At 59.1% G+C, this 23,441-nt stretch carries 22 protein-coding genes; 9 read left to right on the forward strand and 13 right to left on the reverse strand.

The window, feature by feature from the left end:
* Nucleotides 1-175 precede the first annotated feature (175 nt).
* The 7 genes from EV130_RS02900 to EV130_RS32440 all read left to right on the forward strand — a co-directional run bounded on the left by EV130_RS02900 (nucleotide 176) and on the right by EV130_RS32440 (nucleotide 7,871).
* The gene (locus EV130_RS02900; RefSeq protein WP_074063987.1) at nucleotides 176-1,120 is read left to right on the forward strand and encodes an ABC transporter permease; all 945 of its coding nucleotides are present in this window, start codon (nucleotides 176-178) and stop codon (nucleotides 1,118-1,120) included.
* A complete protein-coding gene (locus EV130_RS02905; protein WP_132659180.1) occupies nucleotides 1,117-1,935 on the forward strand; it encodes an ABC transporter permease in 819 nt (272 codons plus the stop codon). Before EV130_RS02900 ends, EV130_RS02905 begins: the two co-directional genes overlap by 4 nt.
* The gene (locus EV130_RS02910) at nucleotides 1,932-3,560 is read left to right on the forward strand and encodes an ABC transporter ATP-binding protein (RefSeq protein WP_132549130.1); all 1,629 of its coding nucleotides are present in this window, start codon (nucleotides 1,932-1,934) and stop codon (nucleotides 3,558-3,560) included. Before EV130_RS02905 ends, EV130_RS02910 begins: the two co-directional genes overlap by 4 nt.
* A gap of 1 nt (nucleotide 3,561) precedes the next feature.
* Nucleotides 3,562-4,425: a serine hydrolase gene (locus EV130_RS02915; protein ID WP_132549127.1), complete on the forward strand. Its 864-nt coding sequence runs from the start codon at nucleotides 3,562-3,564 to the stop codon at nucleotides 4,423-4,425.
* 35 nt (nucleotides 4,426-4,460) lie between these two features.
* Nucleotides 4,461-6,005: an ABC transporter substrate-binding protein gene (locus EV130_RS02920; RefSeq protein WP_132659182.1), complete on the forward strand. Its 1,545-nt coding sequence runs from the start codon at nucleotides 4,461-4,463 to the stop codon at nucleotides 6,003-6,005.
* Between the two features lie 114 nt (nucleotides 6,006-6,119).
* Nucleotides 6,120-7,559 (forward strand): M20 family metallopeptidase, encoded by a 1,440-nt coding sequence (locus EV130_RS02925; protein WP_074063992.1) that lies wholly within the window; start codon nucleotides 6,120-6,122, stop codon nucleotides 7,557-7,559.
* A 141-nt stretch (nucleotides 7,560-7,700) separates the two neighbouring features.
* Nucleotides 7,701-7,871 carry a hypothetical protein gene (locus tag EV130_RS32440; RefSeq protein ID WP_165918477.1) on the forward strand — a complete coding sequence of 57 codons (171 nt, stop codon included), beginning with the start codon at nucleotides 7,701-7,703 and terminating at the stop codon, nucleotides 7,869-7,871.
* Here the strand turns inward: EV130_RS32440 and EV130_RS32855 are convergent.
* The 7 genes from EV130_RS32855 to EV130_RS02960 are packed head-to-tail and all read right to left on the reverse strand — an operon-like array spanning nucleotide 7,860 to nucleotide 12,580.
* Complete coding sequence (locus EV130_RS32855) at nucleotides 7,860-8,285, reverse strand: hypothetical protein (protein ID WP_207900849.1); 426 nt, start codon at nucleotides 8,283-8,285, stop codon at nucleotides 7,860-7,862. The genes EV130_RS32440 and EV130_RS32855 overlap by 12 nt on opposite strands.
* A 47-nt stretch (nucleotides 8,286-8,332) precedes the next feature.
* The gene (locus EV130_RS02935) at nucleotides 8,333-9,142 is read right to left on the reverse strand and encodes an IclR family transcriptional regulator (protein WP_132549121.1); all 810 of its coding nucleotides are present in this window, start codon (nucleotides 9,140-9,142) and stop codon (nucleotides 8,333-8,335) included.
* A 20-nt stretch (nucleotides 9,143-9,162) separates the two neighbouring features.
* On the reverse strand, nucleotides 9,163-9,552 hold the full coding sequence (locus tag EV130_RS02940; RefSeq protein ID WP_132549118.1) for a RidA family protein: 390 nt from the start codon (nucleotides 9,550-9,552) through the stop codon (nucleotides 9,163-9,165).
* Nucleotides 9,553-9,566: 14 nt separating this feature from the next.
* Nucleotides 9,567-10,337, reverse strand: a complete 771-nt coding sequence (locus tag EV130_RS02945) for an amino acid ABC transporter ATP-binding protein (RefSeq protein WP_074063996.1) — start codon at nucleotides 10,335-10,337, stop codon at nucleotides 9,567-9,569.
* 13 nt (nucleotides 10,338-10,350) lie between these two features.
* A complete protein-coding gene (locus EV130_RS02950; protein WP_074063997.1) occupies nucleotides 10,351-11,010 on the reverse strand; it encodes an amino acid ABC transporter permease in 660 nt (219 codons plus the stop codon).
* Between the two features lie 6 nt (nucleotides 11,011-11,016).
* Nucleotides 11,017-11,679 (reverse strand): amino acid ABC transporter permease, encoded by a 663-nt coding sequence (locus EV130_RS02955; protein WP_074063998.1) that lies wholly within the window; start codon nucleotides 11,677-11,679, stop codon nucleotides 11,017-11,019.
* A gap of 58 nt (nucleotides 11,680-11,737) precedes the next feature.
* Nucleotides 11,738-12,580 (reverse strand): transporter substrate-binding protein, encoded by an 843-nt coding sequence (locus EV130_RS02960; protein ID WP_074063999.1) that lies wholly within the window; start codon nucleotides 12,578-12,580, stop codon nucleotides 11,738-11,740.
* Nucleotides 12,581-12,792: 212 nt separating this feature from the next.
* On the opposite strand from EV130_RS02960, the gene EV130_RS02965 reads away from it, so the two are divergent.
* Both EV130_RS02965 and EV130_RS02970 read left to right on the forward strand, forming a co-directional pair.
* A complete protein-coding gene (locus EV130_RS02965; RefSeq protein ID WP_425375558.1) occupies nucleotides 12,793-13,845 on the forward strand; it encodes a D-TA family PLP-dependent enzyme in 1,053 nt (350 codons plus the stop codon).
* Between the two features lie 328 nt (nucleotides 13,846-14,173).
* Nucleotides 14,174-15,211: a LacI family DNA-binding transcriptional regulator gene (locus EV130_RS02970; RefSeq protein WP_074064000.1), complete on the forward strand. Its 1,038-nt coding sequence runs from the start codon at nucleotides 14,174-14,176 to the stop codon at nucleotides 15,209-15,211.
* A 6-nt stretch (nucleotides 15,212-15,217) separates the two neighbouring features.
* On the opposite strand, the gene EV130_RS02975 is transcribed toward EV130_RS02970, so the two are convergent.
* From EV130_RS02975 to EV130_RS03000, 6 genes are read right to left on the reverse strand one after another with little or no spacing between them, the layout of a single operon-like run.
* A complete protein-coding gene (locus EV130_RS02975; protein WP_207900856.1) occupies nucleotides 15,218-16,264 on the reverse strand; it encodes a carbohydrate ABC transporter permease in 1,047 nt (348 codons plus the stop codon).
* Nucleotides 16,265-16,277: 13 nt separating this feature from the next.
* Nucleotides 16,278-17,273: a carbohydrate ABC transporter permease gene (locus EV130_RS02980; RefSeq protein ID WP_132549109.1), complete on the reverse strand. Its 996-nt coding sequence runs from the start codon at nucleotides 17,271-17,273 to the stop codon at nucleotides 16,278-16,280.
* A gap of 1 nt (nucleotide 17,274) precedes the next feature.
* Nucleotides 17,275-18,381 (reverse strand): ABC transporter ATP-binding protein, encoded by a 1,107-nt coding sequence (locus tag EV130_RS02985; protein WP_132549106.1) that lies wholly within the window; start codon nucleotides 18,379-18,381, stop codon nucleotides 17,275-17,277.
* Nucleotides 18,369-19,733: a polygalacturonase PglB gene (gene pglB, locus EV130_RS02990; RefSeq protein ID WP_132549103.1), complete on the reverse strand. Its 1,365-nt coding sequence runs from the start codon at nucleotides 19,731-19,733 to the stop codon at nucleotides 18,369-18,371. Before pglB ends, EV130_RS02985 begins: the two co-directional genes overlap by 13 nt.
* Entirely contained in the window at nucleotides 19,730-20,824 is a 1,095-nt protein-coding gene (gene bglB / locus EV130_RS02995) for a beta-galactosidase BglB (protein WP_074064005.1), read from the reverse strand. The genes pglB and bglB overlap by 4 nt, the downstream gene beginning before the upstream one ends.
* A 14-nt stretch (nucleotides 20,825-20,838) precedes the next feature.
* Complete coding sequence (locus tag EV130_RS03000; RefSeq protein WP_074064006.1) at nucleotides 20,839-23,349, reverse strand: hypothetical protein; 2,511 nt, start codon at nucleotides 23,347-23,349, stop codon at nucleotides 20,839-20,841.
* Between the last annotated feature and the right edge of the window lie 92 nt (nucleotides 23,350-23,441).

Raw genomic sequence — 23,441 nt, forward strand, 5'->3', positions numbered from 1 at the left:
GGCACAAGGGTTTAATGGCCCTGACCAGGGGCCAACATGGTCTCCCGCCGTACGCGATATTCGCATAGAGCTATGACAAAAATGCATAATATTGCACTAATTTTTATCATCGCTCATAGTTTGCCGACAAACAAGCCGATCAACGGCCGATTAACAATCGTGTTCAGGGGAACCGATGCTCAGATTTATCTTGAACCGCCTCCTTATGGCGTTGCCAACCGTGCTGATCGTGGCGATCACCGTGTTCGCACTCATTCGGTTTATTCCGGGTGATCCGGCAGCGCTGCTGCTTGGCGACATGGCGCAGCCAGACCAGATTGCGCAAATGCGCGCCGAACTCGGGCTGGACAAATCCATGCCGGAACAGTTCCTGATCTGGGGAGGCAATGTCCTCACCGGGGATTTCGGTCGCTCGATCGTCAACAATGAGCCCGTTCTGGAGCTTGTCGCCTCACGATTTGTCGTCAGCGCGGAGATCGTGGTGACGGCTGTGCTGTTGGCTAGCCTGATCGCTGTTCCGGCCGGCGTCATCGCCGCCTGGCGGCAGAATAGCCTCACGGATCTGGCCCTTATCGGCACGGCCACGGTCCTTCTGTCGGTTCCGACATTCTGGCTCGGCCTGCTTTTGCTTTTGCTTTTTGGCCTCGAGCTCGGCTGGCTCCCTGTCCTGGGCTATGTCTCGATCGGGGACCAGATCACTGCCGGGCTGCTTTATCTCGTCCTGCCGATCATGACATTGGTCATTCATGAAATGGGCGTGCTGATCCGCATGGCGAGAGCCTCCACGCTCGAAGTTCTCCGGCTGGATTACATCACCCATGCCCGGGCAAAAGGCCTGTCGGAAAGCGCTGTCCTCTGGAAGCATGCTTTCAAAAACGCTTTCGGCCCGACCTGGACGATGATCGGCCTTATCCTCGGCAACCTGCTCGGCGGTATTGCCGTCATCGAGACGGTCTTCACCATTCCCGGCCTCGGCCGGCTGATGGTCGACAGCATCTTCCAGCGTGACTATCCGGTCATACAGGGCTGCCTCCTGCTCGTCGCATTCTCCTACGTGGTCGTCAACCTGATCGTTGATCTGCTTTATCCTCTCTTCGATCCGCGCGTGGTGGCCGAATGACCAAGTTCACATTCAACAGTCTGATCGGCGGGACGCTGGTCGCTCTTTTGCTCGTCGTCGCAGCCCTTGGACTTCTTTGGACACCGTACGATCCGATGAAGCTCAGCTTCACTGCGCGCCTGGCAGCCCCCAGCGCCCAGCATTGGCTTGGAACGGATGAATTCGGCCGCGACGTGCTGAGCAGGATCATGATCGGCGATCGCGCAAGTGTCTGGATCGGTGCTTTGACGGTCTCGTTTGCCGTAGTGGCCGGAACCCTGGTCGGCCTCGTCAGCGGCTATGCGCGTGGCTGGGTCGACGCAGTCATCATGGCGATCAACAATGCCCTGCTTGCCTTCCCCGGCATTCTACTGGCTCTCGGCCTGCTCGCGGTGTTCGGCGCCAACCAGTACGGAATCATCTTCGCACTCGGGATCGCCTATACGCCATCCATGGCGCGCGTGGTTCGCGGTGCCGTGCTGTCGCTGCGCGAACGCGAGTTCATCGAAGCGTCCAAGATCATGGGCAATGGCGAGATCTATGCGATGCTGCGTCACATCCTGCCCAATTGCCTGGCGCCGATCACGGTTTTGTCCACCTCGATGTTTGGCTGGGCGATCCTGTCAGAAAGCGCGCTCAGCTTTCTCGGGCTCGGCGTTCCGCCGCCGGCTCCCACCTGGGGCAACATGCTGGCCGCCGGCCGTCCATTCGTCGAGCAGGCCGTCTGGCTTGGCCTTTTCCCCGGCCTCAGCATCGCGCTCACGCTTCTCGGCATCAATCTTCTGGGCGATGCGCTGCGCGACAAGCTCGATCCACGCATGAGAGGCTTGAAATGACCCAACAGAAACTTCTGAGCGTCCGCAACCTCTCGCTCGAGGTTGCCCGCAGCGGTGTCGAGGTGGTCAAGGATGTCAGTTTTGATATCGAGCCCGGCGAGATCTTCGGCATCGTTGGGGAGAGCGGTTCCGGCAAGTCGCTGGCGACGCGCGCGCTCATCTCGCTGCTTCCGCCTCCCATCAAGGTGACGGGTGGTCAGGTGACCTACAAGGGTCGCGACGTGATGTTGATGAGCGAGGCTGATTTGCGCCGAATGCGCGGCGCCGAGATCGGGCTCGTCTTCCAGGAGCCGATGACCTCGCTCAATCCGTCGATGACCATCGGCCGGCAGTTGGAAGAAGGGCTCACGCTTCACACGAATGTCATCGCGTCTGAACGGCGCGACCGCATCGTCGCCATGCTCGAGCGTGTTGGCATCGGCGACCCGCAGGCGGCACTTTGCGCCTATCCGCACGAATTTTCCGGCGGCATGCGCCAGCGCATCATGCTTGCCTCCGTCATGCTCCTGAAGCCGGCGCTTTTGATTGCCGACGAGCCGACGACGGCGCTCGATGCAGTCATCCAGCGTGACGTCATGGAGCTGATGGTCGAGCTCACCAAGGCCGAAGGCACAGCCGTGCTGCTGATCAGCCATGATCTGCCGATGGTGGCGCGCTATACCAGCCGCATCGTCGTCATGGAAAAAGGCGTCGTGGTCGAACAGGGAACCACGGAGCGGATTCTCGAAACGCCGCAACATCCCTATACGCGCAAGCTTCTCTCGTCGCTTCCCGTCCGTGGCAAGATCCGCACGATCGACACGGCCTCTGTGCCGATGGTGTCGGCGCGCAATATCGTGGTGGATTATGCCGGCCGCAAATCGCTTCTCAGGAAAAGAACCGCCAAGCGGGCGCTTCATGGTGTCAGCGTCGATATCCATGCCGGCGAAGTGGTGGCTCTGGTTGGCGGCTCTGGGTCAGGAAAGACGACACTCGGGCGTACCATCGCCGGACTGGTCCGCCAGAGTGAAGGAGAAGTGCTCTTTCAGGGACGTGAGCGTGAGGCAGACTGGCGTGACTATCGGCTGAACTGCCAGATGGTCTTTCAGGATCCCTTCTCGTCGCTCGATCCGCGCATGACAATCCTGGCGCTGGTCGAGGAAGCCCTTCGGCTTGTGCCCGATATCGACCGGTCCGCCAAGAGGAAACGAGCCTATGAAACGCTCGAGGAGGTCGGACTGGGAACCGACCACGCCCGGCGCTATCCGCATGAACTTTCCGGCGGCCAGCGCCAGCGCGTTGCGATTGCCCGCGCAATCGCCCGGCGACCGAAGTTCCTGATTGCCGACGAGCCGGTCTCGGCGCTCGACGTTACGGTGCGCGCCCAGGTTCTCACGCTCTTTTCGGATCTGCAGCGGCGCTACGGCTTTTCCTGCCTGTTCATCAGCCACGATCTGGGCGTGGTCGAGCAGGTGGCGGACCGCGTCGTCGTCATGCAGGACGGCCGCATCATCGAACAGGGCGACCGCAATACGATCTTCGACAGGCCGCAGGCGACATATACGCGACGTCTGCTTTCGGCCATTCCCGCACTCGATCTCAACGAGACCGGCGGGGTCAAGCTGAAATGGCGACTGGAGGCCTAATGTGAACAGGACCACGACTTCGAACAAGACGGCCGAACGGCTGAACGCGATCTGCGATGCCCAACCCTTCGTGACCCGCTATTGCATCCGCAATCTGCTGACCGGCGAAACGTTCGACCGAGGGGCGCAGGAGGAGACACCCTCGGCCAGCACGCGCAAGACCTCGATCATGATGGCGGCATTGAAGGCCGTCGGTGATGGTCGCCTCGACCTGAATGAGCCGATCGTCTATGAGCCGCGTTTCGCCGAAGAGGTGGCCAGTGGCCTGTTTCGATACCTGACGCCAGGCATTGTCATACCCCTGCGGGACGCGATCACCGGCATGATGGTGCTGAGCGACAATGTCTGCACCAAGATGGTGTTCGAGCGGCTGACGCTCGAAGAAGTCGATCGTTACTGCAAGTCGATCGGCATGATCAGGACGCATCACCGCTTCCTCATCCCGCCGCTGGCGCTCTCGCCGGATCATGCGCTCGGCGCGGTCACGACCACAACGGCCGCCGATCAGCTCATGCTTTTGCAGACGATCCTCGATGCACAGACGTCGAAAGCCGCCGCTGCAAAACTCGGCTGCCCGCCTGCTCTTTGCCAGTTTGCGCTGCAGACCTTGAAGAACCAGGTGTTGCGCTACGGCATCCACTCCCGCCTGCCGTTCGAAACGAAGGTCGCCAGCAAGGGCGGACGTGGCAAGCGCGGACGCATGGATGCGGGCATCGTCTATCGCGGCGGCGCGCCCTTCTACATCATCGCCGCCTATACCGATCAGGTGCCGCAAGCGATGCCGAACGGAACGCCGGGATATACGGTATCGCTCGAGACCATCGGCAGGCTCTCGCGCGCCTGCTGGGATGAATTCCAAGCGTGAAGCAATCAAACAAAAACAACCAAGAGGGTAGAACCATGAAGACCATCCTGCTTGCAGGCACCATCCTGATCTCGCTCGCCGCAAGCGCGGCCGGGCGCGATATCGTCGTGGCGCAGAGTTCCGACCTGCGCAGCAATAATCCCGGAGTCAACCGCGACGGCAATACCGACGGCGTTATTCTCCACATCGTCGAGGGCCTCGTCGGCTATGCCAACAATGGCGAGGTCAAGCCGCTCCTTTCCGCCAGCATCGACATGGCGGCGGACGGGCTCAGCTATACGTTCAAGCTGCGCGAGGGTGTAAAATTCCACAACGGCAAGCCGCTGACGGCCGAAGATGTTGTGTGGAACTGGAACCGCTACATGGATCCGAAGACGAAATGGACATGCGTCAAGGATTTCGACGGCAGCGGTGCGGTCCACGTTACCGGCATCAAGGCAATCGACGCCGCAACTGTGACGATGACGCTGGAGGAGCCATCGGCCGTTTTCCTTGGTCTGATGTCACGCCCTGAATGCGGCTATACAGGCATCATCTCCCCCGACTCCGTTGCTGGCGATGGCATGTTCGACAAGCCGATCGGAACAGGCCCATTCAAGTGGGACGAGTGGAAGAAGGGCGAATATATTCACCTGACCAAGTTCGATGATTATGTTTCGCCCGCCAATGACGGCAAGCCGGACGGCATGGTCGGCTCCAAGCGGCCTTTGGTCGACGGTATCAAATTCATGGTCATTCCCGACGCCTCCACCGTCAAGGCGGGCTTGCAATCGGGCGTGCTCGACACTGCCGAGATTTCTCCCGATCTCATTCCCGAATTGAAGGAGAGCAAGACCACGCAGGTTATCGTTTCGCGCAACAACGGCAAGAACCTGTTCTACATCCAAACCCGCGATCCGATTCTCAGCAAGCCGGCCATCCGTCGCGCCATGGCGCAGGCGCTCGATCTCGACCAGCTTGTCGAGGCCGCGTCGAACGGTACGGGCGAGGCGAACGGATCGATGGTGTCATCCGATTCCGTTTACTTCAGCCAAACGCAGAAGAAGCGTCTTGCCTTTGATCTGGAAGCCGCCAAGAAGGAGCTCGATGCGGCAGGTTACAAAGGCGAACCAATCAGTATCATCGCCAACAAACGCGGAAACGTGCCGAGCTTTCCGGCCGCCGTCATGGCACAGGCCATGCTGCAGCAGATCGGCATGAACATCCAGATCGAAGTGCTTGATTACGCCACCCAGGTCGATCGCCGCCGTTCAGGCAAATACCAGATCATTTCGCAATCCGTGGCGCCCCGCCTCGACCCGGCGCTGATGTACAGTTTCTACGTCGGCGACAAGGATCAGAACGCGTCGCTGATGTGGGACAATCCCAAGGCAATCGAACTGATGAAAGTCGTCTATGCGGAAATCGATCCGAAGAATCGCCAAGCCATCTTCGATCAATTCCATGAACTGATGCTGCAGGATATGCCCGGCATCTTTCTCTACGACATGATCGATGTCTGGGGCGCCACCAAAACGCTGAAAGGCCAGCCCGTCTGGCAGTCCAACGCCCGCCTGTGGGAAGTTTCTCTCGACAATTAGCGTGCAGCCTTTCCGGCGCCATTCGTCAAGCATCCGAACATATCATCCGGCGGACGTGACATCCGCCGGAGCGGAGTTTTTCCACCTGCATTTCACGCTTTTGCGGGAGAACACATGCCCGACATCGCTTCCCTGCTTTCGCTCAGCGCCGCCATCGAAGCGATGGCTCCTGAGTTCACCGCTCTCAGCGACCGGATCTGGGATTTCGCTGAGCTGAAATTCGACGAGCATCAGTCGTCCGACCTGCTGATCCAGACCCTGCGGCAGCATGGTTTTTTGGTGAAGCAGGGTATCGCTGGCATGAAGACGGCCTTCATCGGTGAGTTCGGCAGCGGCAAGCCCGTTATCGCCTTTCTCGGAGAGTACGATGCTCTGGCCGGCCTCAGCCAGGTCGCCGGCGTGGACTCTCCTCAGGCTATCAAGTCCGGCGGGACCGGACACGGCTGCGGGCACAATCTTCTGGGATGCGGCTCACTGCTTGCCGCCGTTTCGCTTGCCAGGCATCTTGCAACCCATAAGCTTCCCGGGACTGTGCGCTATTATGGTTGTCCAGGCGAGGAGGGTGGCTCCGGAAAGACCTTCATGGTGCGCGCCGGCGCCTTTGCCGATGTCGAGGCGGCACTCACTTGGCATCCGGCGCCCTTCAACGGCGTGCGCTCGACCAACAATCTGGCTGTGGTCGAGACATTCTACCGCTTCAGGGGTGTTGCGGCTCATGCGGCCAACAGCGCCCATCTCGGCCGCTCGGCGCTGGATGCCGTCGAACTGATGAATGTCGGCGTCAACTTCCTGCGCGAACACATGCCGCAGGATTGCCGAGTGCACTACGCCATCACCGATGCGGGCGGGAGGGCCGCCAATGTCGTGCAGGCCAAGGCAGAGGTACTCTACTTGATACGCGCGCCGGAAATGGCACAGGCGCTGAGGCTTGCCCAGCGTGTAGAGATGGTCGCCAAAGGCGCGGCGATGATGACGGAGACGGAGGTGGAGGCTGTGTTCGATGCCGCCTCCACGAGCCTGTTGCCCAATCTAACGCTCGAAACCGCCATTCACGGCAATCTGGTGGCGCTCGGGCCTGTGCCCTTCGATGAAAAAGATCTGTATTTTGCCCGGCAGATCCAGGAGACCTTCAGCGAGGAGGCGATCAAAAGCAGCATCCGTCTTTACCAGATCAAGGAGGATGTTTTCTTAGATGGGAAGATCGACGGTTCGACGCCGCTTCATCTCGGCCTTCGTGCCTTCGAGGGCCAGTCGCATTTTCGCGCCGGCTCGACGGATGTCGGGGATGTCAGCCGGGTGACGCCAACGGCACAATGCTGGGCGCCAGCCTGGGCAATCGGTACCAGTCCACACACATGGCAAGTCGTCGCTCAAGGACGAAGCCCCGGAGCGCACAAAGCCATGGTCCATGCCGCCAAGGTATTGGCGGCAACAGGCCTCGACCTCTTCACATCAGCCGAACTTCTTGCCCAAGCAAAGGTCGAATGGTCGGAAAAGATGGATGGTCAGCCTTATGTATGCCCCATCCCTGAGACGGTCCAGCCGGTGCATTAGACCGGGCGAATGGCTAAGCGATCTGCGATTGGCCGACAGTTCACTTCCCCCCGTTGGCCAAGTGCTACGAGGAACTGCCAGGTCATCGGTTTGAAACCATTATGTTGAATGGATGCGCATCATGCGCACCGGCGCGCGAGGATGGAGCGCAACATCGATGCCTATGGCAGGGCGGTCGTGATCCAGGTCGCCAAGCCTGAACCCGGCGTGAAAGCCAAGCGGCTGGTCGTGACTGAGGACCGCGCCCGCGCCGAAATACAGCTGTTTGGCATTCTTTTGCGGTGCTGCAAGCCAATCCGACTATTGCGTTGAGGCACCCGATCTCTTCGGCGTCAATGGGACATAGGCGCTGCTGCTTCTGTCCAGCCAATCGAGGTTGGTCTTGCCGGCCGCGCGCAGATAGTCTGCGGCCCTGAGAAACAGTGGATGACGCAGATCCCGCTTTGTCAGAAGATGATGGTCATTTCCTTCGATGCGCGTCATCATTGCTGCCCCATCAGGCTCGTCGCTGTATGCACGCGCCAGAAAGGTCACAAATCCATCTGTGAATTCAAATAGGTCGTATTCGTAATGGTAATCGTAAAACCCATCAGCGTCAGGCTCGGATGCATCGATGTGATGCGATACTTCCACCATCATGGGCCACGCCACGCCGTTCCGCCCCAAGATGGCCTTGGTGCGCCGCAAGGCCACTCGAGCTCGGTAAAACAGCTTTTCGATCTGCAACAATTCCACATGTCAGCGAGGCCTTCCTCGCCCCAGGTTCTGACTATTCACACGCGCGATGTAGAAACACGTCTTGAAAGAGAATTGAATCCAAGCTTTTCGGAAATCTCTTGCGCGGCGTTCAGCAGGCTATCGAGATAGGCAGCGCGATTGCGCAGCCCATCCTCACGTGGGGCAACTAGGCACAGGGTGGCGATGCAGGTACCATCAGCCTGATAAATCGGGACAGCCAGACAATGGGTGAAATTCTCCACTTCACTATTGAAGGTGAAATATCCATCGCGTGCTGCCTGCCTCACCTGGGCGATGAAATCCGCCGGATCCAGCCGCCGGCCGTTCGGCAGGACGAAATCCTCCGGAGGGATAAGGTCAAGGATTTCCTGATCCGAAAGGTTTGACACGAGGAGGCGGCCTGACGCGGTCCAGGGAATGGAAACAAGTTCGCCGACATTCGAGGAAATTCGGAACGGTCGGATGCCCTCGCGCATCATGGCAACCGTATATTTGTTGCCCTCGAGCAGACACATCTGCGCCGTCTCACGCGTTTCCTCGGCGAGATGGACCAGCATACGGTCGCACTCGCGCATAAGGTCGAACTGCTCGGCATATGCGGTGCCGAGGAAATAGAGGCGGCGGCCGAGAAAGATCCGGCCCTCGCCGCCTTGATAATCCAGCATGCCGTGATTGAGCAGCAGGTTGACGAGCTCGTAGATGGAGGAGCGCGGCGCGCCGATTTCCGCGGCGATCTCATTCGGGCGCATCGGCCGACGCTTCACACGCAGGAACTCGAGAATCTCGAAGGCGCGATCGAGTCCTCGCGTCCGTCGTGATGCCGTTTCGCCGGAGTCTTCGGTCATATTCTTCTCCGGAGTTGCTGTCAGCCGCGATCGGCGCGATAGGCCACGCAATCGACTTCCACCTTGCAATCGACCATCATCCGCGACTGAACACAAGCGCGTGCCGGTGCATTTCCGCCAAAAAATTCAGCATAGACGCCATTGAAGCTCCAGAAATCGCGAGGATCATCGAGCCAGACCCCAACGCGCACGACATCCTCCAGACCGTAGCCAGCCTCGTCGAGAATACGGATCATGTTCTCGATTGCCTTGCGACTCTGTGCAACAATACCGCCTTGCACGATTTCGCCGTTTTCCATAGGGACCTGGCCCGAGACATAGAGCCAGCCTGCTGCTTCCGTCGCCCGGGCAAAGGGCAGCGGCTGTCCGCCGGCTCCGGTTTCGCCGGCCCCGTAACGCTTGATTGTCATGGGATCTCTTTCTTCTAGTTGAAACTTGAGGTTTTGAGGAACTCGGCGAGCCGCTCCGTCTTCGGACTGACGAACATTTTCTTGGGGTCGCCTTCCTCGCAGATGACGCCTTGGTTCATGAAGATGACGCGCGACGAAACTTCGTAGGCGAAGCGCATCTCGTGGGTGACGAGCAGCATGGTCATGCCGTCGGCGGCAAGCCCCTTGATGACCTGAAGCACTTCACCGACCAGTTCGGGGTCCAGCGCAGAAGTCACCTCGTCAAACAGCATCAGCCGCGGCGACATGGCGATGGCACGGGCGATCGCGACGCGCTGCTGCTGACCGCCGGAAAGCTGACCGGGATAATGGTTCATGCGCGCGGCGAGGCCAACTCGGTCGAGCCATTTTTCGGCAATGGTTCGGGCTTGCGCCTTCGTCATTTTCTTCACCTTGACGAGGCCAAGCATAATGTTTTCAGCAGCACTCATATGGGGAAAGAGATTGAACTGCTGAAACGCCATGCCGGTCAGAGCACGCTGGCGTGCAATTTCTTTCTCGCTTTTGCGGCGCCGGGTCACGCCTTCGACGCGATAGCCGATTTCCTCGCCGTCCAGGCTAATCGTACCGCTTTGGAATTCTTCGAGCATGTTGATGCAACGCAGCAAAGTCGTCTTGCCAGAGCCGGACGAGCCGATGATGGAAATGACTTCGCCTTCCTGGACGCTACAATCGACGCCCTTGAGGACTTCTTGGATGCCGTAGGTCTTGCGCAGACCCTTGATTTCGAGAATGGTCTTGGCCATCGGGGGAGCCTTTTCAGGATGGCAAGGCGGTCTTGCGCTCGACATATTTGCCGAAGTGCTCGATGCCGTAGTTGACAATGAAATAAAGAGCGCCAGCCAGGAAATAGAACTGCAGGCTCATGAAATTGCGGGAAATGATCTCCTGCGTGCGCAGGAGAAGCTCCGCCACACCGATGACAGAAAGCAGGGTCGAGGCCTTTACCATCTCGGCTGCCGTGTTCACCCAGGACGGCAAGCACTGGCGCATGGCCTGCGGCCATAGCACGGAGGTGAAGGTCTGGGTGAAGGTCAGGCCGATCGCCTTGGCCGCTTCGGTCTGTCCCTTGGGAATGGCCTGAAGCGCTCCGCGCACGATTTCGCCGACATGCGAGGAGCAGAAGATCGCAAGTGCGAGGACACCTGCCGAAAACGGCCCGAGATCAACTCCGGCGGCGGAGGAGACGTAATAGCTCGCCAGCACGAGCACGAGCACCGGCGTGCCACGAATAACGTCGGTATAGGCGCGCACCGTTAAGCGCAAAACAGCACCGCCGTAGACGAGCGCCAATCCTACGAAAACTCCGAGTATGGAACCGGCAAGGATGGCCAGCAGAGAGATCGATACGGTCATGCCGAGCCCGTTCATGATAACGTATCGGGCGATCCAGAATTGTTCGAGAAAGGTGTAAGACATCCGGGCTTACCTCGGCAGGGCCAGGCGGCCCTCGACGAAACGCATCGAGGCGGCGATGAGAAAACAAGTCGCGACGTAGAGGCCGGAGGTGACCATCCAGGTTTCCACGACTCGGAAGCTCTCGACGTTGATCTTGCGGGCCGCAAATGTCAGCTCAGGCACGGCGATGGCGGCGGCAAGCGATGTATCCTTGAAAAGCGAAATGGTCGTTGAAGACAGCGACGGCAGCACATTGCGCAGCATCAGTGGAGCGATGATGGAGCTGCGGATCTGCATCCCCGTCAGACCGATGGCGAGGCCGGCTTCCGTCAGACCTTTGGGAATTGACAGTAAACCGGCCCGAAACACTTCAGCGAGATAGGCACCCGAATAAAGGGATAGAACCAGCACGAAGCTTTCCATTTTGTCGAGACGGACGCCCATCTGCGGCATCGCGAAATAGGCAAATAGCACCAGAACGAGGATCGGCAGGTTGCGGATCACCGTGACATAGAGCTGCGCTGATGCGATCGCGTAGCGGTTCTTCGACGTCAGCGCGAAGGCCGCGAAAAGACCGATCACCGCTCCAATCAAGATCGAGACCACCGCAAGGCCAAGGCTAAGCGCGAGCCCGCTCAACAGGAAATCGAAATTACGCCAAACGGCCGCGAAATTCAAAGTGTAACCCATGGCGATGCCTTCCCCTGAGGCTGAGGGAGCGGGAGACCGGCCCCGCTCCACACGGCTGTTATTTGAATTCGACCGGGAAGCCGATCTGAGGCGGGGTCAGGTCTTTGCCGAACCAGGTCTTGAAAGATTTGGCGTAGGTGTCGAATTCGACGCCGGTCATGGCTTCGTGCAGAGCGGTGTTGACGAAGTTCAGCCAATCCTGATCGCCGCGCTTGACGCCGCAGGCATAGGTTTGCGGGTTCCAGCCGTAGCCGGCATCCTTGTAGCGGCCCGGATTCTGGGTCATGTACCAGGCGAGCGACGACTGGTCTGTCGCCACTGTATCAGCGCGTCCAGATTCCAGCGCCTGATAAATCAGGTCGACGGATTCATATTGATCCACCTTCGCCTCCGGCAGAGCGGCATGCACCATGGCCTCCGCATAGACATTCTGCAGGACCGAAACCGTGACGGACGAGCCAGCCGCCTTCAGTGCGGCATAATCGCCATATTTCCCATCTGCTTTGAGCATCAGGCCCACGCCTTCGCGATAGTAGGGAATGGTGAAGGCAACCTGTTGAGCCCGCTCGCCAGTAACGGTCATAAATTGGCAGGTGATGTCCACCTTTCCGGTGGTTATGTTGGGGATGCGGGCGTCGGAAGACTGGTTCACATACTCGATTTTTTCGGGATCGCCAAAGAGTGCCTTGGCAATGATATGGCCCATGTCGACGTCGAAGCCCTGAAGCTTGTCGTCGGCGCTCTTGAAATGCCAGGGCGCATTGGTGCTGCCGGTGCCAAGGACAAGGTGGCCCCGGGTAAGCACTTCATCGAGCTTGCTGCCCTCGGCGAGGGCTGGCGCAGAATAAAAAGCAGTGGCGACGGCCAGCGACATCGTGCCGGCGAGGAAGGAATAGGTCATCGTGTTCCCCTTGATTGACCGTTTTTCTGACAATCCAATATAGCGGACATGTGTCTGTGTTATCGGATTGACTTATCAAGGGGTATGAGGAATGACTTGTCAATAGGCATTGCCGAAAGATGTATCGTCATTGACGACGGGTTTTTGGCGGTCCAGCATTCCTCATACCGTTCTGCGAGGCTCCCATGCCCTTTTCACCTAAAGATTTGACAATGATCGACACCCCCGCCGTGCTTATCGATCTCGACATCGCGAAGCGGAACATCCATCGCTTCCAGGCTTATGCAGACAGGCACGGCATCCGTGTGCGCCCGCATATCAAGACACACAAGCTGCCAGCCGTCGCAGAGATGCAGCTTGCGGCGGGCGCAATCGGCATTACCTGCCAGAAGGTTTCGGAAGCCGAGGCGATGGTTTGCGGCAGCAAAGCCATACGCGACGTACTGATCACCTACAATATTATAGGTGCTGCCAAGCTGGAACGCCTGAAGGCGCTAGCGGGAAAAGTAAAACTGTCGGTCGTCGCCGATAGCCGCGAGGTCGTCGACGGGCTCTCGGCGGCCTTCCATGCCGCGTCTGCGCCGCTGGCGGTGCTTGTGGAATGTAACACAGGCGCCAACCGCTGCGGCGTCGCGACAGTGGAGGAGGCCGAGGACCTGGCCGTCGCAATCCAGGCAGCACCCGGCCTCGTTTTCGGCGGGTTGATGACGTACCCGCCGGCAGGTGGCGAGGCGGGGGTCGAAAGTTTCATGAGGCAGGCCACCACCCGCATCAATGCGCGGGGACTGACGGTACCGGTTGTTTCATCCGGTGGTACACCATCCATGATGCATGCCGCCGGCTCTCCGACGACCACGGAGTATCGCCCCGGAACCTATGTCTACAATGACAGATCTCTCGTGGCGCGTGGTGTCTGCAGCTGGGAGGATTGTGCACTGAGCGTGCTCGCCACCGTCGTCTCCGTTCCCGCACCGGACCGAGCGGTGATCGACGCCGGCTCCAAGACGCTGACCTCAGACTTGCTCGGTCTTGAAGGTTACGGCCATGTGCTCGGACGTGACGACGTTGCGATCGACCAGCTTTCGGAAGAACATGGAAGGCTGGTCAGCACCGGCGCGATCGGCCTTGCGGTCGGGGACAAGGTACGGATCGTGCCAAACCATGCCTGCGTCGTCACCAATATGGTTGAGGCCGTCATGGTCACGAGTGCCGAGCGGACCGGACCGGAAATCTGGCCCGTCGTCGCGCGTGGAAAAATTGTTTGACCAACTGGCAGGACAGGAAGCCCTGATGCGGGCACGCTCCCAAAAGCCAACCCACTTGTGGCCCTTGCAAGGCCGTCCGCGCTCTGCTCAGGGCTCAATCAGGCATGGCCGTGCACAAGGGGGCAAAAGGCAGTCTTGTCGATGGAAGGACAACTTTTCGCAAAGGTTGCCGAGACCAAAGAAGCCTTGCAGCAGCTTTGCGGCCCGTCTTCGGCGACGATCGGAAAATTATTGGCATAAAACGCATGGCGCTTTGAAAGTTTTTATGTAAAAACATCGTGTTAGCTCACATGCCTTTGAAGGCGCGATTAGAGTTCGTGACGGAAAAGTGGAACGCAAAGTCAATCTCAAAGATGTCGCGCGCGATGCGGATGTGTCCCTCAGCACAGCTTCGCACGCCCTGAACGGAACCGCCCCACTTACGGTCGAAGTGCGTGAGAGGGTTTTGAATTCAGCAAAACGTCTGGGTTATCTCGAGCGCCGAAGGAAGAGGGCGACGATTGCGGCGCTACGCGTTTTGCTTCTTGCAATTCCCGACGATGCCGCTCCGCAAAGTGACCTCAACTTGGTGAGCTGGACGATCCTCAACGGCCTTCGGAAGGAATGTGAGCGGCGCGGGATCAGAACCATACCCTTTGTCAGCACCGGCCGGAGAATCGATGGTAGTCAGGTAAGGCAGATTGCGCTTTCGGAGCGAGCTGACGGTATCGTCATCTTGAACGACGATCAGCCCGAACTCATCCGAAGCCTTGCTTCTGCCGGAATGCCCGTCGTCATCATAAACGGCGAAGATCCAGCCATGCTGGTCGATACGGTGACGCCGGAAAACCGCTTCGGAGCACGCCTCGGTATCGAGCATCTGCTCGCGCTCGGACATCGTCGCATTCTGCACCTGACCTGGAAGGGCCGAACGACGATCCAGCGCAGATATGACGGCTTTTCCGACGCGTTTCTTGCCGCGCAGCTTCCTGTCCTGGAGGACATGATCCTCGAGGCTGAAGGATATGAACCCAGACATGGCGAGGCCGCCATCAATGCACTGCTTGATCATGATCCTGACATGCGAGGAGCCACCGCCATCTTCTGCGCCGCCGACAACCTGGCGCTTGGATGCCTAAAGGCACTGGCTGATCGCGACATTCGAGTGCCGGAGGCGATTTCCGTGCTGGGATTTGATGATATCGTGCGAGGTGAGTTCAGCCGTCCGCCATTGTCGACAATCAGTGTTCCGGCCGACAGGCTCGGCGCTGCTGCCTTGGCCCTGATCGAACAGCGGCTGATCGCCAATGACCCGCACCGGCCGGCCCACCGCCTGGAACTGGGATGCCATCTCGTGTTGCGTGGCAGCATTGCGCCGCCACGCTGACCGGGATCATTTCATCCCCGTTCCGGCGATCCCAGTGGTGATGTATTTCTGCAGAAACACGAACACGATCGTCACAGGGAGCAGGCTGAGAAATGTCATCGCAAGGATGTAGTGCCACTGCACCGAGAATTCTCCCTGAAACGCATTGAGGCCCACCTGCAGCGTAAAATTCTCGCGGCTGTTGAGGACAATAAGTGGCCAGAGGAAATCATTCCAGCGCCAAAGGACGGAGAAGATCGCCAGCACCGCCAAGGCAGGTGCTGTCAGCGGCAGAATGATACGCCAGAAGATACAGAATTCACTGGCCGCATCAACGCGTGCAGCCTCGATCAGTTCATCCGGTATCGTCAGCATATATTGTCGCAGCAAGAACACGGCTGTTGGAGAGGCGATCGTCGGAAGGATGACGCCCCACAGGTTATCGGCAAGACCAACGCCAACGACCACCAGATACGCAGGAACCATGACGACGGCGAGCGGGATCATCAAGGTCGAAATGATGATCACGAAAACCGTCTTGTCGCCGCGAAACCGGTATTTCGACAATGCGAAAGCTGCCATGGCATTGACCAGGAGTGTCAAGACTGTTGCGACGAACGTGACGAACACCGAGTTCTTGAGGAAGGTCAGGAAGTTGAAACGCGTCAATGGATCGGCGTAGTTTTGCGTAGCCACGGTCAGCCGCTGCACGGGCGTGATACTCTTCACATCGACGCTGATGGGCTTTTGCGGGCTGACAGGGTCGACCATTTGAGCTTTGAGGCCGATGCGACGGACCATCGCCATTTCCCGCGTTTCACCGTCAATGGTGACCTGCCATAGGCTAAGCGGCTTGTCGAATCCGCTCACAGTCTGCTCGACGGCGGCGCGGGGAAGCAGAGTCGGCGGAAACCGGGTGATCTCAGCTGCCGGTTTCAACGAGGAAAGACCTGCCCAGACTACAGGAACAAGGACGGCAAGGGTTCCGGCAAATAGCCAGATCCATGACAATATGTCGGTTATATCGATGCGTTCGGCACGGCGCCTGCGCGTTAGAAATCTGATGGGATTCATAATGTTATTCATTTTATGACTCCATTCTCCGGCCAAGGCGCAGCTGGATCAGCGTCAGTACCAGGAGCACAAATCCCATCAGAACCGATGCCGCGGATGCAAGGCCGAAAAGGCGGAGATCGCTGCTGAAAGCCATCTGGTAGATGTATTGCACGATAAAGCTGTTGGCTGTGCCCGGGCCGCCGCCGTTGGTAAGAACCCAGGCCTCGTCGAAGATCTGGACCGACCTGATCATCAGAAGAATGAGAACGACCAGCAGGTTTGGCCCCAGCAGGGGCAGTGTGATCCTCAAAAGCGTGCGGCGAGGCGAGGCTGCATCGATTGCCGCGGCTTCGTAAAGCTCCTTCGGGATGGCCTGGAGACCGGCCAGGAGGATGAGCGTATAAAAACCCATGTGAAACCAGACGGAGACGACCACGACGAAGAATCGTGACCAACCGACATCGAGAAGGAAGATTTCCGGGGGTACGCCGAGCATCTGCAGGAAGGCGTTAAGCAGCCCATTTCGATCAAGGAACCATTTCCAGATAAGACCGATGACGACGGGAGACAGCAATACAGGATAGAAGAAGATTGCCCTGAAGAAGCCTCGCGCGACAATTGCTCGATTGAGTATCAGCGCGGTAATCAGGGCTACGAGCAATGTGGCGACGACGTTGAATGCCACGAACCAAAGCGTGTTCCACACAGCCGTCCAGAAAAGCGATTCCCGGCAAGTTCCGGGCCTCAGGTAATCATCACAAGCAAGCAGGGTGCCGAAATTCTCGAAGCCGACAAACGGCCGGTCCGACACGAAAAGGTTCGTACCGCCCGTAAAGGCGTAACCCACGGCGATGGCGATTGGCAGGAACGTGAATATGCCGAACAGAACCAAGTTCGGCGCCAGAAACAGCCATGGCATGCGTTTTCGGCCGAGGACGCGCTCCATCCCGTTCACTGGGGCCTCGACCGCTCTCATGATCGTCTCGCCCGCCTGATAAAGGGCCGCACCTCGCTTGAGCGTCGTCATATCAGAGCCTCCCTTGGCCTTGCCGCCGGCTGAACGCCAGGCCGCTTTCGGGATCGAAGAGATGAACGCGCACAGGCAGGCAGCTGATCAGGATGCGATCACCTGGTGACGGCGCGAAATGACCCGCCTCGTGAATGATGATCTGCTCGTCCAGCCCCTCAAGGTTGCCGTAGACATAGGTTTCAGTTCCAAGCCCCTCATGGTACTGGACGACGAACGGCAACCCATCTTGACCGGAGCGTGCAAAATGCGCGGGTCTGACGCCGGCAAGCACTGCCTGCCCAACGTGTACCCCGGCAGGATCCACGTCACTGATCAGCTTGCCGCCGGTGCCGACATCGATGATAACGCCGCTTTCACCGATACCGGCGACCTTGCCCTTTATGATGTTCATGCGTGGAGAACCGAGAAAGCCTGCCACAAAGAGATTTCGCGGATTCTCAAACAGTTCCAGCGGAGCGCCCACCTGCTCGACCTGCCCGCTGCGCAGCACGACGATCTTGTCGGCCATCGTCATCGCCTCGACCTGGTCATGGGTGACGTAGATCATCGTGGTTTTGATCTCACGATGGAGTTTTGTGATTTCGGCTCGCGTCTGGACGCGCAGTGCGGCGTCGAGGTTCGAAAGCGGCTCGTCGAAGAGAAAGATATCCGGTTCGCGTACGATTGCCCGGCCAATCGCCACACGCTGGCGCTGCCCGCCTGAAAGTTGTTTCGGACGCCGGTCCAGATAGGGCTCGATGGCCAGCATCCTGGCCGCTTCGGCGATCCGCGTCTCGATTTCGGCGCGTTTGAACTTGAGATTCTCCAAGCCGAAAGCGAGGTTCTTGCGAACGCTCATATGCGGATAAAGCGCGTAGGACTGGAAGACCATCGCGATCTTGCGCTCGGCGGGCGAAAGCTGGCCTACATCCCGCCCTCCGATGGCGATTGCGCCGGAAGTAATGTCTTCGAGACCCGCGATGATGCGCAGCAAGGTCGATTTGCCGCATCCGGAGGGACCAACGAAAACGACGAACTCGCCGTCCTTGATATCAAGGTCGACATCATGCAGGACCTTGATGGCGCCATATGACTTGTTGACGGTGGAAAGCTTCAGTTCTGCCATGCCCTGCTCCCATCAGGTGTCGCCGTTTCGAAGGCGACGTCTATCTTGTTCCATCCCTGCGGCAAGGGTACCGGCCTTTTGATCAGAACGTCTTCCAGAATGATCCCCGTGACCCCGGCCACGTAGGCGGCTGGCATTCCTCCCGGATAGCGCTCGAGACCGATCACCCGTCCGTCCGAACCGCGGGTCCAGGCATTGGCGCGGCCGCCTCCATCGCCGCGCGGCGCCAAATCCGCATGCGTCGGGCGCAGGTCGTAGAATTGCCCCGTACCCAGTTGCCCGGGCTGCTGGACCAGGCTTATGCGCGCCATGCGGACATTTCGAATGCCGGCGGAAGACGTCGAAATCAAAGTGATCGCTCCTTCCATTCGACCGCTTATGTCTTCGACGATGAGGTTCTCGATCGCCCCGGCGGTCTGCGCGGAGACGCGGTCGACGACATTGATCGTCAACGCTTCTCCCGAACCCCAGAAGCCGTCGAGCGTTTCGTGGCAGTCCACTCCAATTCTCGAAAATCTGACGTTCGATATTCGACCGCCGTCGCGCGAGAAAACTCCGAGCGCGCGGTTGGAGGCCGAGACATTGCAGTCCTCGAATACGGCATTCGTGATATTGCCATGTGTTTCCGTTCCGATCTTAAGGGCGCAACTCAAGCTTTGGATCGAGCATCGGCGGACGAGAATGTTTTCGCATTGCCCTATGGCAGCGCCAGCCGGACCGATGCTCGTCTTCAAGCAAATGCCGTCGTCGGCGGTCGCTATCAGGCAATCTTCGATGATGGCGCTGCGGCATGCATCGAGAACGATACCGTCGGTATTGGGAAGACGATGGTCGTTCTCGATCCTCACACCCCTGACTGCAACATCCGTACAGCCGATAAGATGCAGCGTCCACATCGGCGAGCGGGATATATGGATGGAGCTGATCTCAACCCCATCACACGCCTCCAGGACGACAACGCGCGGTCGAAGATCGGCCGGGATGAATGTCCCTACCGTCTTGTCGTCGCCGACGATGAAGCTGTCGCAACCGGCTTCGAGGCGGCCGCAGCCCGTCAGGCTTATCCGCCGCGCATTTTTGGCGACGATCATGCCGCGGTTTGATTTCTCGGCAATGACCGAAACGGTCGTATGCGCATAGGCGTCATAATCGGGGACCGGACGCAAGATCGCGCCGGCGGCCAGGTGAAGGTCGACACCGGATTTGAGCTGAATCCCGCGGCAAACATGGATGCCGGCCTCGAGCACCACACGCCCGCCGCCTGAAGCCGACGCTTCGTCGATGGCAGCTTGCAATCGAGCGGTGTCGTCGATGCCGGCGGCATCGATGGAGATAAGAGACGTCGCGCTCATTGCTGGTGACCGCGCTCCAGAACGACTTCCGTCAGGAGCAGCATGGTGAGCGCCTGGCCGTAAGGCGTCGGCACGTTGGGTATGCTTCTATAAAAATCGAGGTCGTGACCCATCGGCGTTCCGTCCGAAACTCCATGGACGACGCCTTCCTCGTCGATGCGCGCCAGCACGGCCGAAAGCGCCCGCTCGGCGTAGATCCGGTCGCTGCTGTCCAGAATGCCGGCATCTACGCCACGCAGGATGCCGTAGGCAATTCCGGCGGTGGCTGACGTCTCCACTGGGGACGCGGGGTCGTCCAACAAAGTGGTGAACATGCCGTCCGGCCTCTGGCGTGCCTTGAGCGATCGTACCTGGCTCGCAAGGACATTGGAAAGATAACGCCGGTCCTTCTCGCCCAACATCGGCACAAGCTCGAAGAGTTCCGGGATGGCCACCGTGATCCAGGCATTGCCGCGAGCCCAAAAGGCATTGGCAAAATTGTGCCGCCCATTGAAGGTCCAGCCATGATACCACAGTCCGCTCACGGGATCCGACAGGTAGCGCGTGTGGATCACGAACTGGTAGACAGCTTCGTCGATCCATTCGCTGCGCTTGAAAAGCACGCCTGCGCGCGCGAGAAAGAGGCAGGCCATGAACAGCGTGTCGTCCCAAAGTTCGCCCTCGTTGAGACGTTCTTTGACAACGTGTTGAAAACCACCGTCCTCCGTTTTGGGCAGTTCCTTTACCAGCCATTCGGCCCAGTCTTCGACAAGGGCGCGAAACTCGGGACGATCGACATGCTCGACAAGGATGGCAAGCGGCAGCATCGGAGCCGTGCTGTTGATCTGGCGTGGCGGTAGGCCACGTCTGATCTGGCTGCTGTACCAGGCCACAAGGTCCTGAAGTGCTTCTTGATCATTGGTTGATATCGCGCGTCTTAGGAAGCCGTAAAGCCCAACGCCGACTTCCCAATCCCATTCGTCGAACTGGATACCCGAGTTGGTCTCGGCGCTCACCAGTCCTTCCCTGATGCCCTTGAGACGGCTGAAAGCCATCGCGACTCGATCGATGGTCGAAAGAAGGGCGGCATTGTCGACAGATGTTGGATTCATGCTGGCACCTATGTTCAGGAGTAGAATGGTCTTTCAGTGCCAGCGTCGGATGCGGCACTGTCGTAGGTAAGGATCGGGTGCGGTTGATCGTAGGTGAAGGGGCGGGCCTTCCCACCCAGCGAGAGCCCATTGGCATAAGTCAAACTGATGGCCGGGCCGCCCTCTGGCGTCAGCACAAGACGTCGACCTTCGCGGTCGAAGGAGACCGTCGTCTGGCGGATGCGCTGGACGAAGGTGGTGAAGGCGTCGCCGTCGCCGCATCCGACAATTGCTGCCCAGCCGCAAAGCGATCCATAGGAGCGCACTTCGCGGCCAGCCGTTGGTCCATCCGCGATCAGTTCCAGACCGTTTGACGCGTAAATGGCAGAAAAACCGTTGCCGGAGCGCGCCATCAGCCAATTGGCGTCGATGATGAGAGCGTCCAGACCGTCGCGGCCGATATAGGCGTGCGTCCATGCATGCCGTGCGTCGCGGGTATCCTCAATCAGAAGGGCGACGTCACGATGCTGGGCGACGCGTGGTAGAATGCCATTGCCGGCCCAATAGGACGGCCTTTGATTGCCCCATGGGTCATCCTCGCCAGGATGGTTGATCCAGAGCCTTGCCATGGGATGGCCAGCCAGGCGCACATCGATCACATGCTGCTGATGTCCCTTCTGCCCGGTCTTGTGATCGACGACGGTCGAAAGCTGCGCCGCTTCGTTCTTGAAGAGGACGAGCTTTGCGCTCTCCAGGCCCTGACTGTAGCGCGCCTCCACGCTTCTGCCCGGGGCCAAGTTCGCAAGATCGGCGAGATCGGCAGGCGGTTCGTAGCTGCCCGCGCAAAACAACGGCAACGACGCAACCCCACCGTTGAGCCAACCGGTTCCGAAAGCGACTTGTGCGAAGGGCGCGAGCTCTGTCAGGGGGCCGGCGCGCAGCTCCTTGTCATAGGCGCGGCCCTGCGATCCGGCCGGAACACCTGAAAGCGTGTGCAGCGCGATCATCCGGAAAATGAGATCGAGCTGCGCGCGCGCGCGTTCGGCAATGGACGCTTCTGCCCAGCGCTCCAGCGCCAGCAGTCCGATGAAGTCGACCGGGTAATATGCCGCCGAATTCCATTCCGCAAGGCCGTGTGCCTCGACGCTGTCGAACCAGTGTCGGAGGCGCGTGGCAGCGAGATCTGCCTGCTGTCTTCCCGTCCTGCCCGAAGCTGAAAAGGTCTCCTCCGGCAAGAGAAGCCCTGCCAGCAGCTGGCTTGTGTGAAAGCACAGCACATGGTTTTCGCTCCAGAACCACATTGCATCATTGCCAGGCTCGTCGACCCAGTAGCGGTAACACAGGACGGAGTGCTTTATACGTTCGACGGTGCCGGCCGGCATCTGAGCGCCATGGGCTCCAAGCAGCCAAAGCAGCGGCACCATGATGAAGTCCGAGCAGTCTTCACGGGCATCGATAGAGGTGAGCGTTTTATCCAGGATGCGGTCAAAGGCGTCCTGGTCTTGATAGCCGGTTTCCATCATGGCAATGATGCGCGCCACGCGCTCGGCACCGAAGCGGGCGCTGTATTCGAGCGCTTGGCGTTTGCGGTCCTTCAATGTCGCCTTGGGTGACGATGGAGAAACGTTTGCTAGAAAGCCGGCATCGATGACACGCGTGACCGATCCCGGCCCGCTGCCGATCGTCAGATGCACGCCGTGATAGCCATCTGCAATGCGACACACATTTTCGGCCGTCAGACGGCTTTGATGGGCACGCAGGCTCAAGACAGAGTGTGCGAAGACAGGCCGCTCATGGCCGTGACCGATAACGCTGACCTCCACCGGCACGTCGCGCTGTGGCGCCGTATCGAATATCAGTTCCAATGGCTCGTTGACGAAGACGTCGCGCATAGGGCGCACGCCGCGGGCGAGGTTTTCCAGTTCGCGGACTTCCTCGTGATCCAGCGCCACAGGCAACAGCACGCACAGCGGCTCCTTGTCCAGCACTTCCAGTTCGAAGAACCAGGTCGTGTCGCGTTCGGCAAGATCCTCGCAGTGAACGAGAATCTGGTTGTCGCCTGCTTCCAGCGACAGTGCAACGTCCGTTGAACTTTCCAGATTGCGCCTGAACGGTTCGAAACGCACCGCTTCCTTTCCATTGACCCATACGCGAACCCCGCCGCAGGTCTTGAGCCTGAGATGCAAGAGACGGTGCGAGGCGGTCCTGAAGACGCCCCTCAGCCATCGACGCAGATGGGTCGGCACGTGCCAGAAACCGGTGAACTCGACGCGGCGGTTTGACCCCGGTAGGTAGAGGCTCGCTACCGGCCACGACGTATCGGCAGGAAGTTCGCGCCCGACCATCGTCGACAAGAAAGCCTTCCGGCAGGGCAGATCCCCGACGTCGACGAAACCATTGATAAAACGATAATCGACGCGATCTTCCGCCGGCGCAGCGATGCCGGGAAAATAGCTGGCGATCAGATCAGAAACCGCCCAAGCTGTCACTGTTTGACCTTGACCGACATAATATGCGGGCGCCTCGGGTCCCGGCCCTTCGTTCACAGATCGCCTCCTCCGCAATCGAATGAAAAGTTTTTCATTCTCACTATTTTGCGATTTCCTTTTCCAGTTTGGCTCGAAAACCGCGTAACAGC

It is taken from the genome of Rhizobium azibense, from assembly GCF_004342325.1.
GTDB classification, from domain to species: Bacteria; Pseudomonadota; Alphaproteobacteria; order Rhizobiales; family Rhizobiaceae; genus Rhizobium; species Rhizobium etli_B.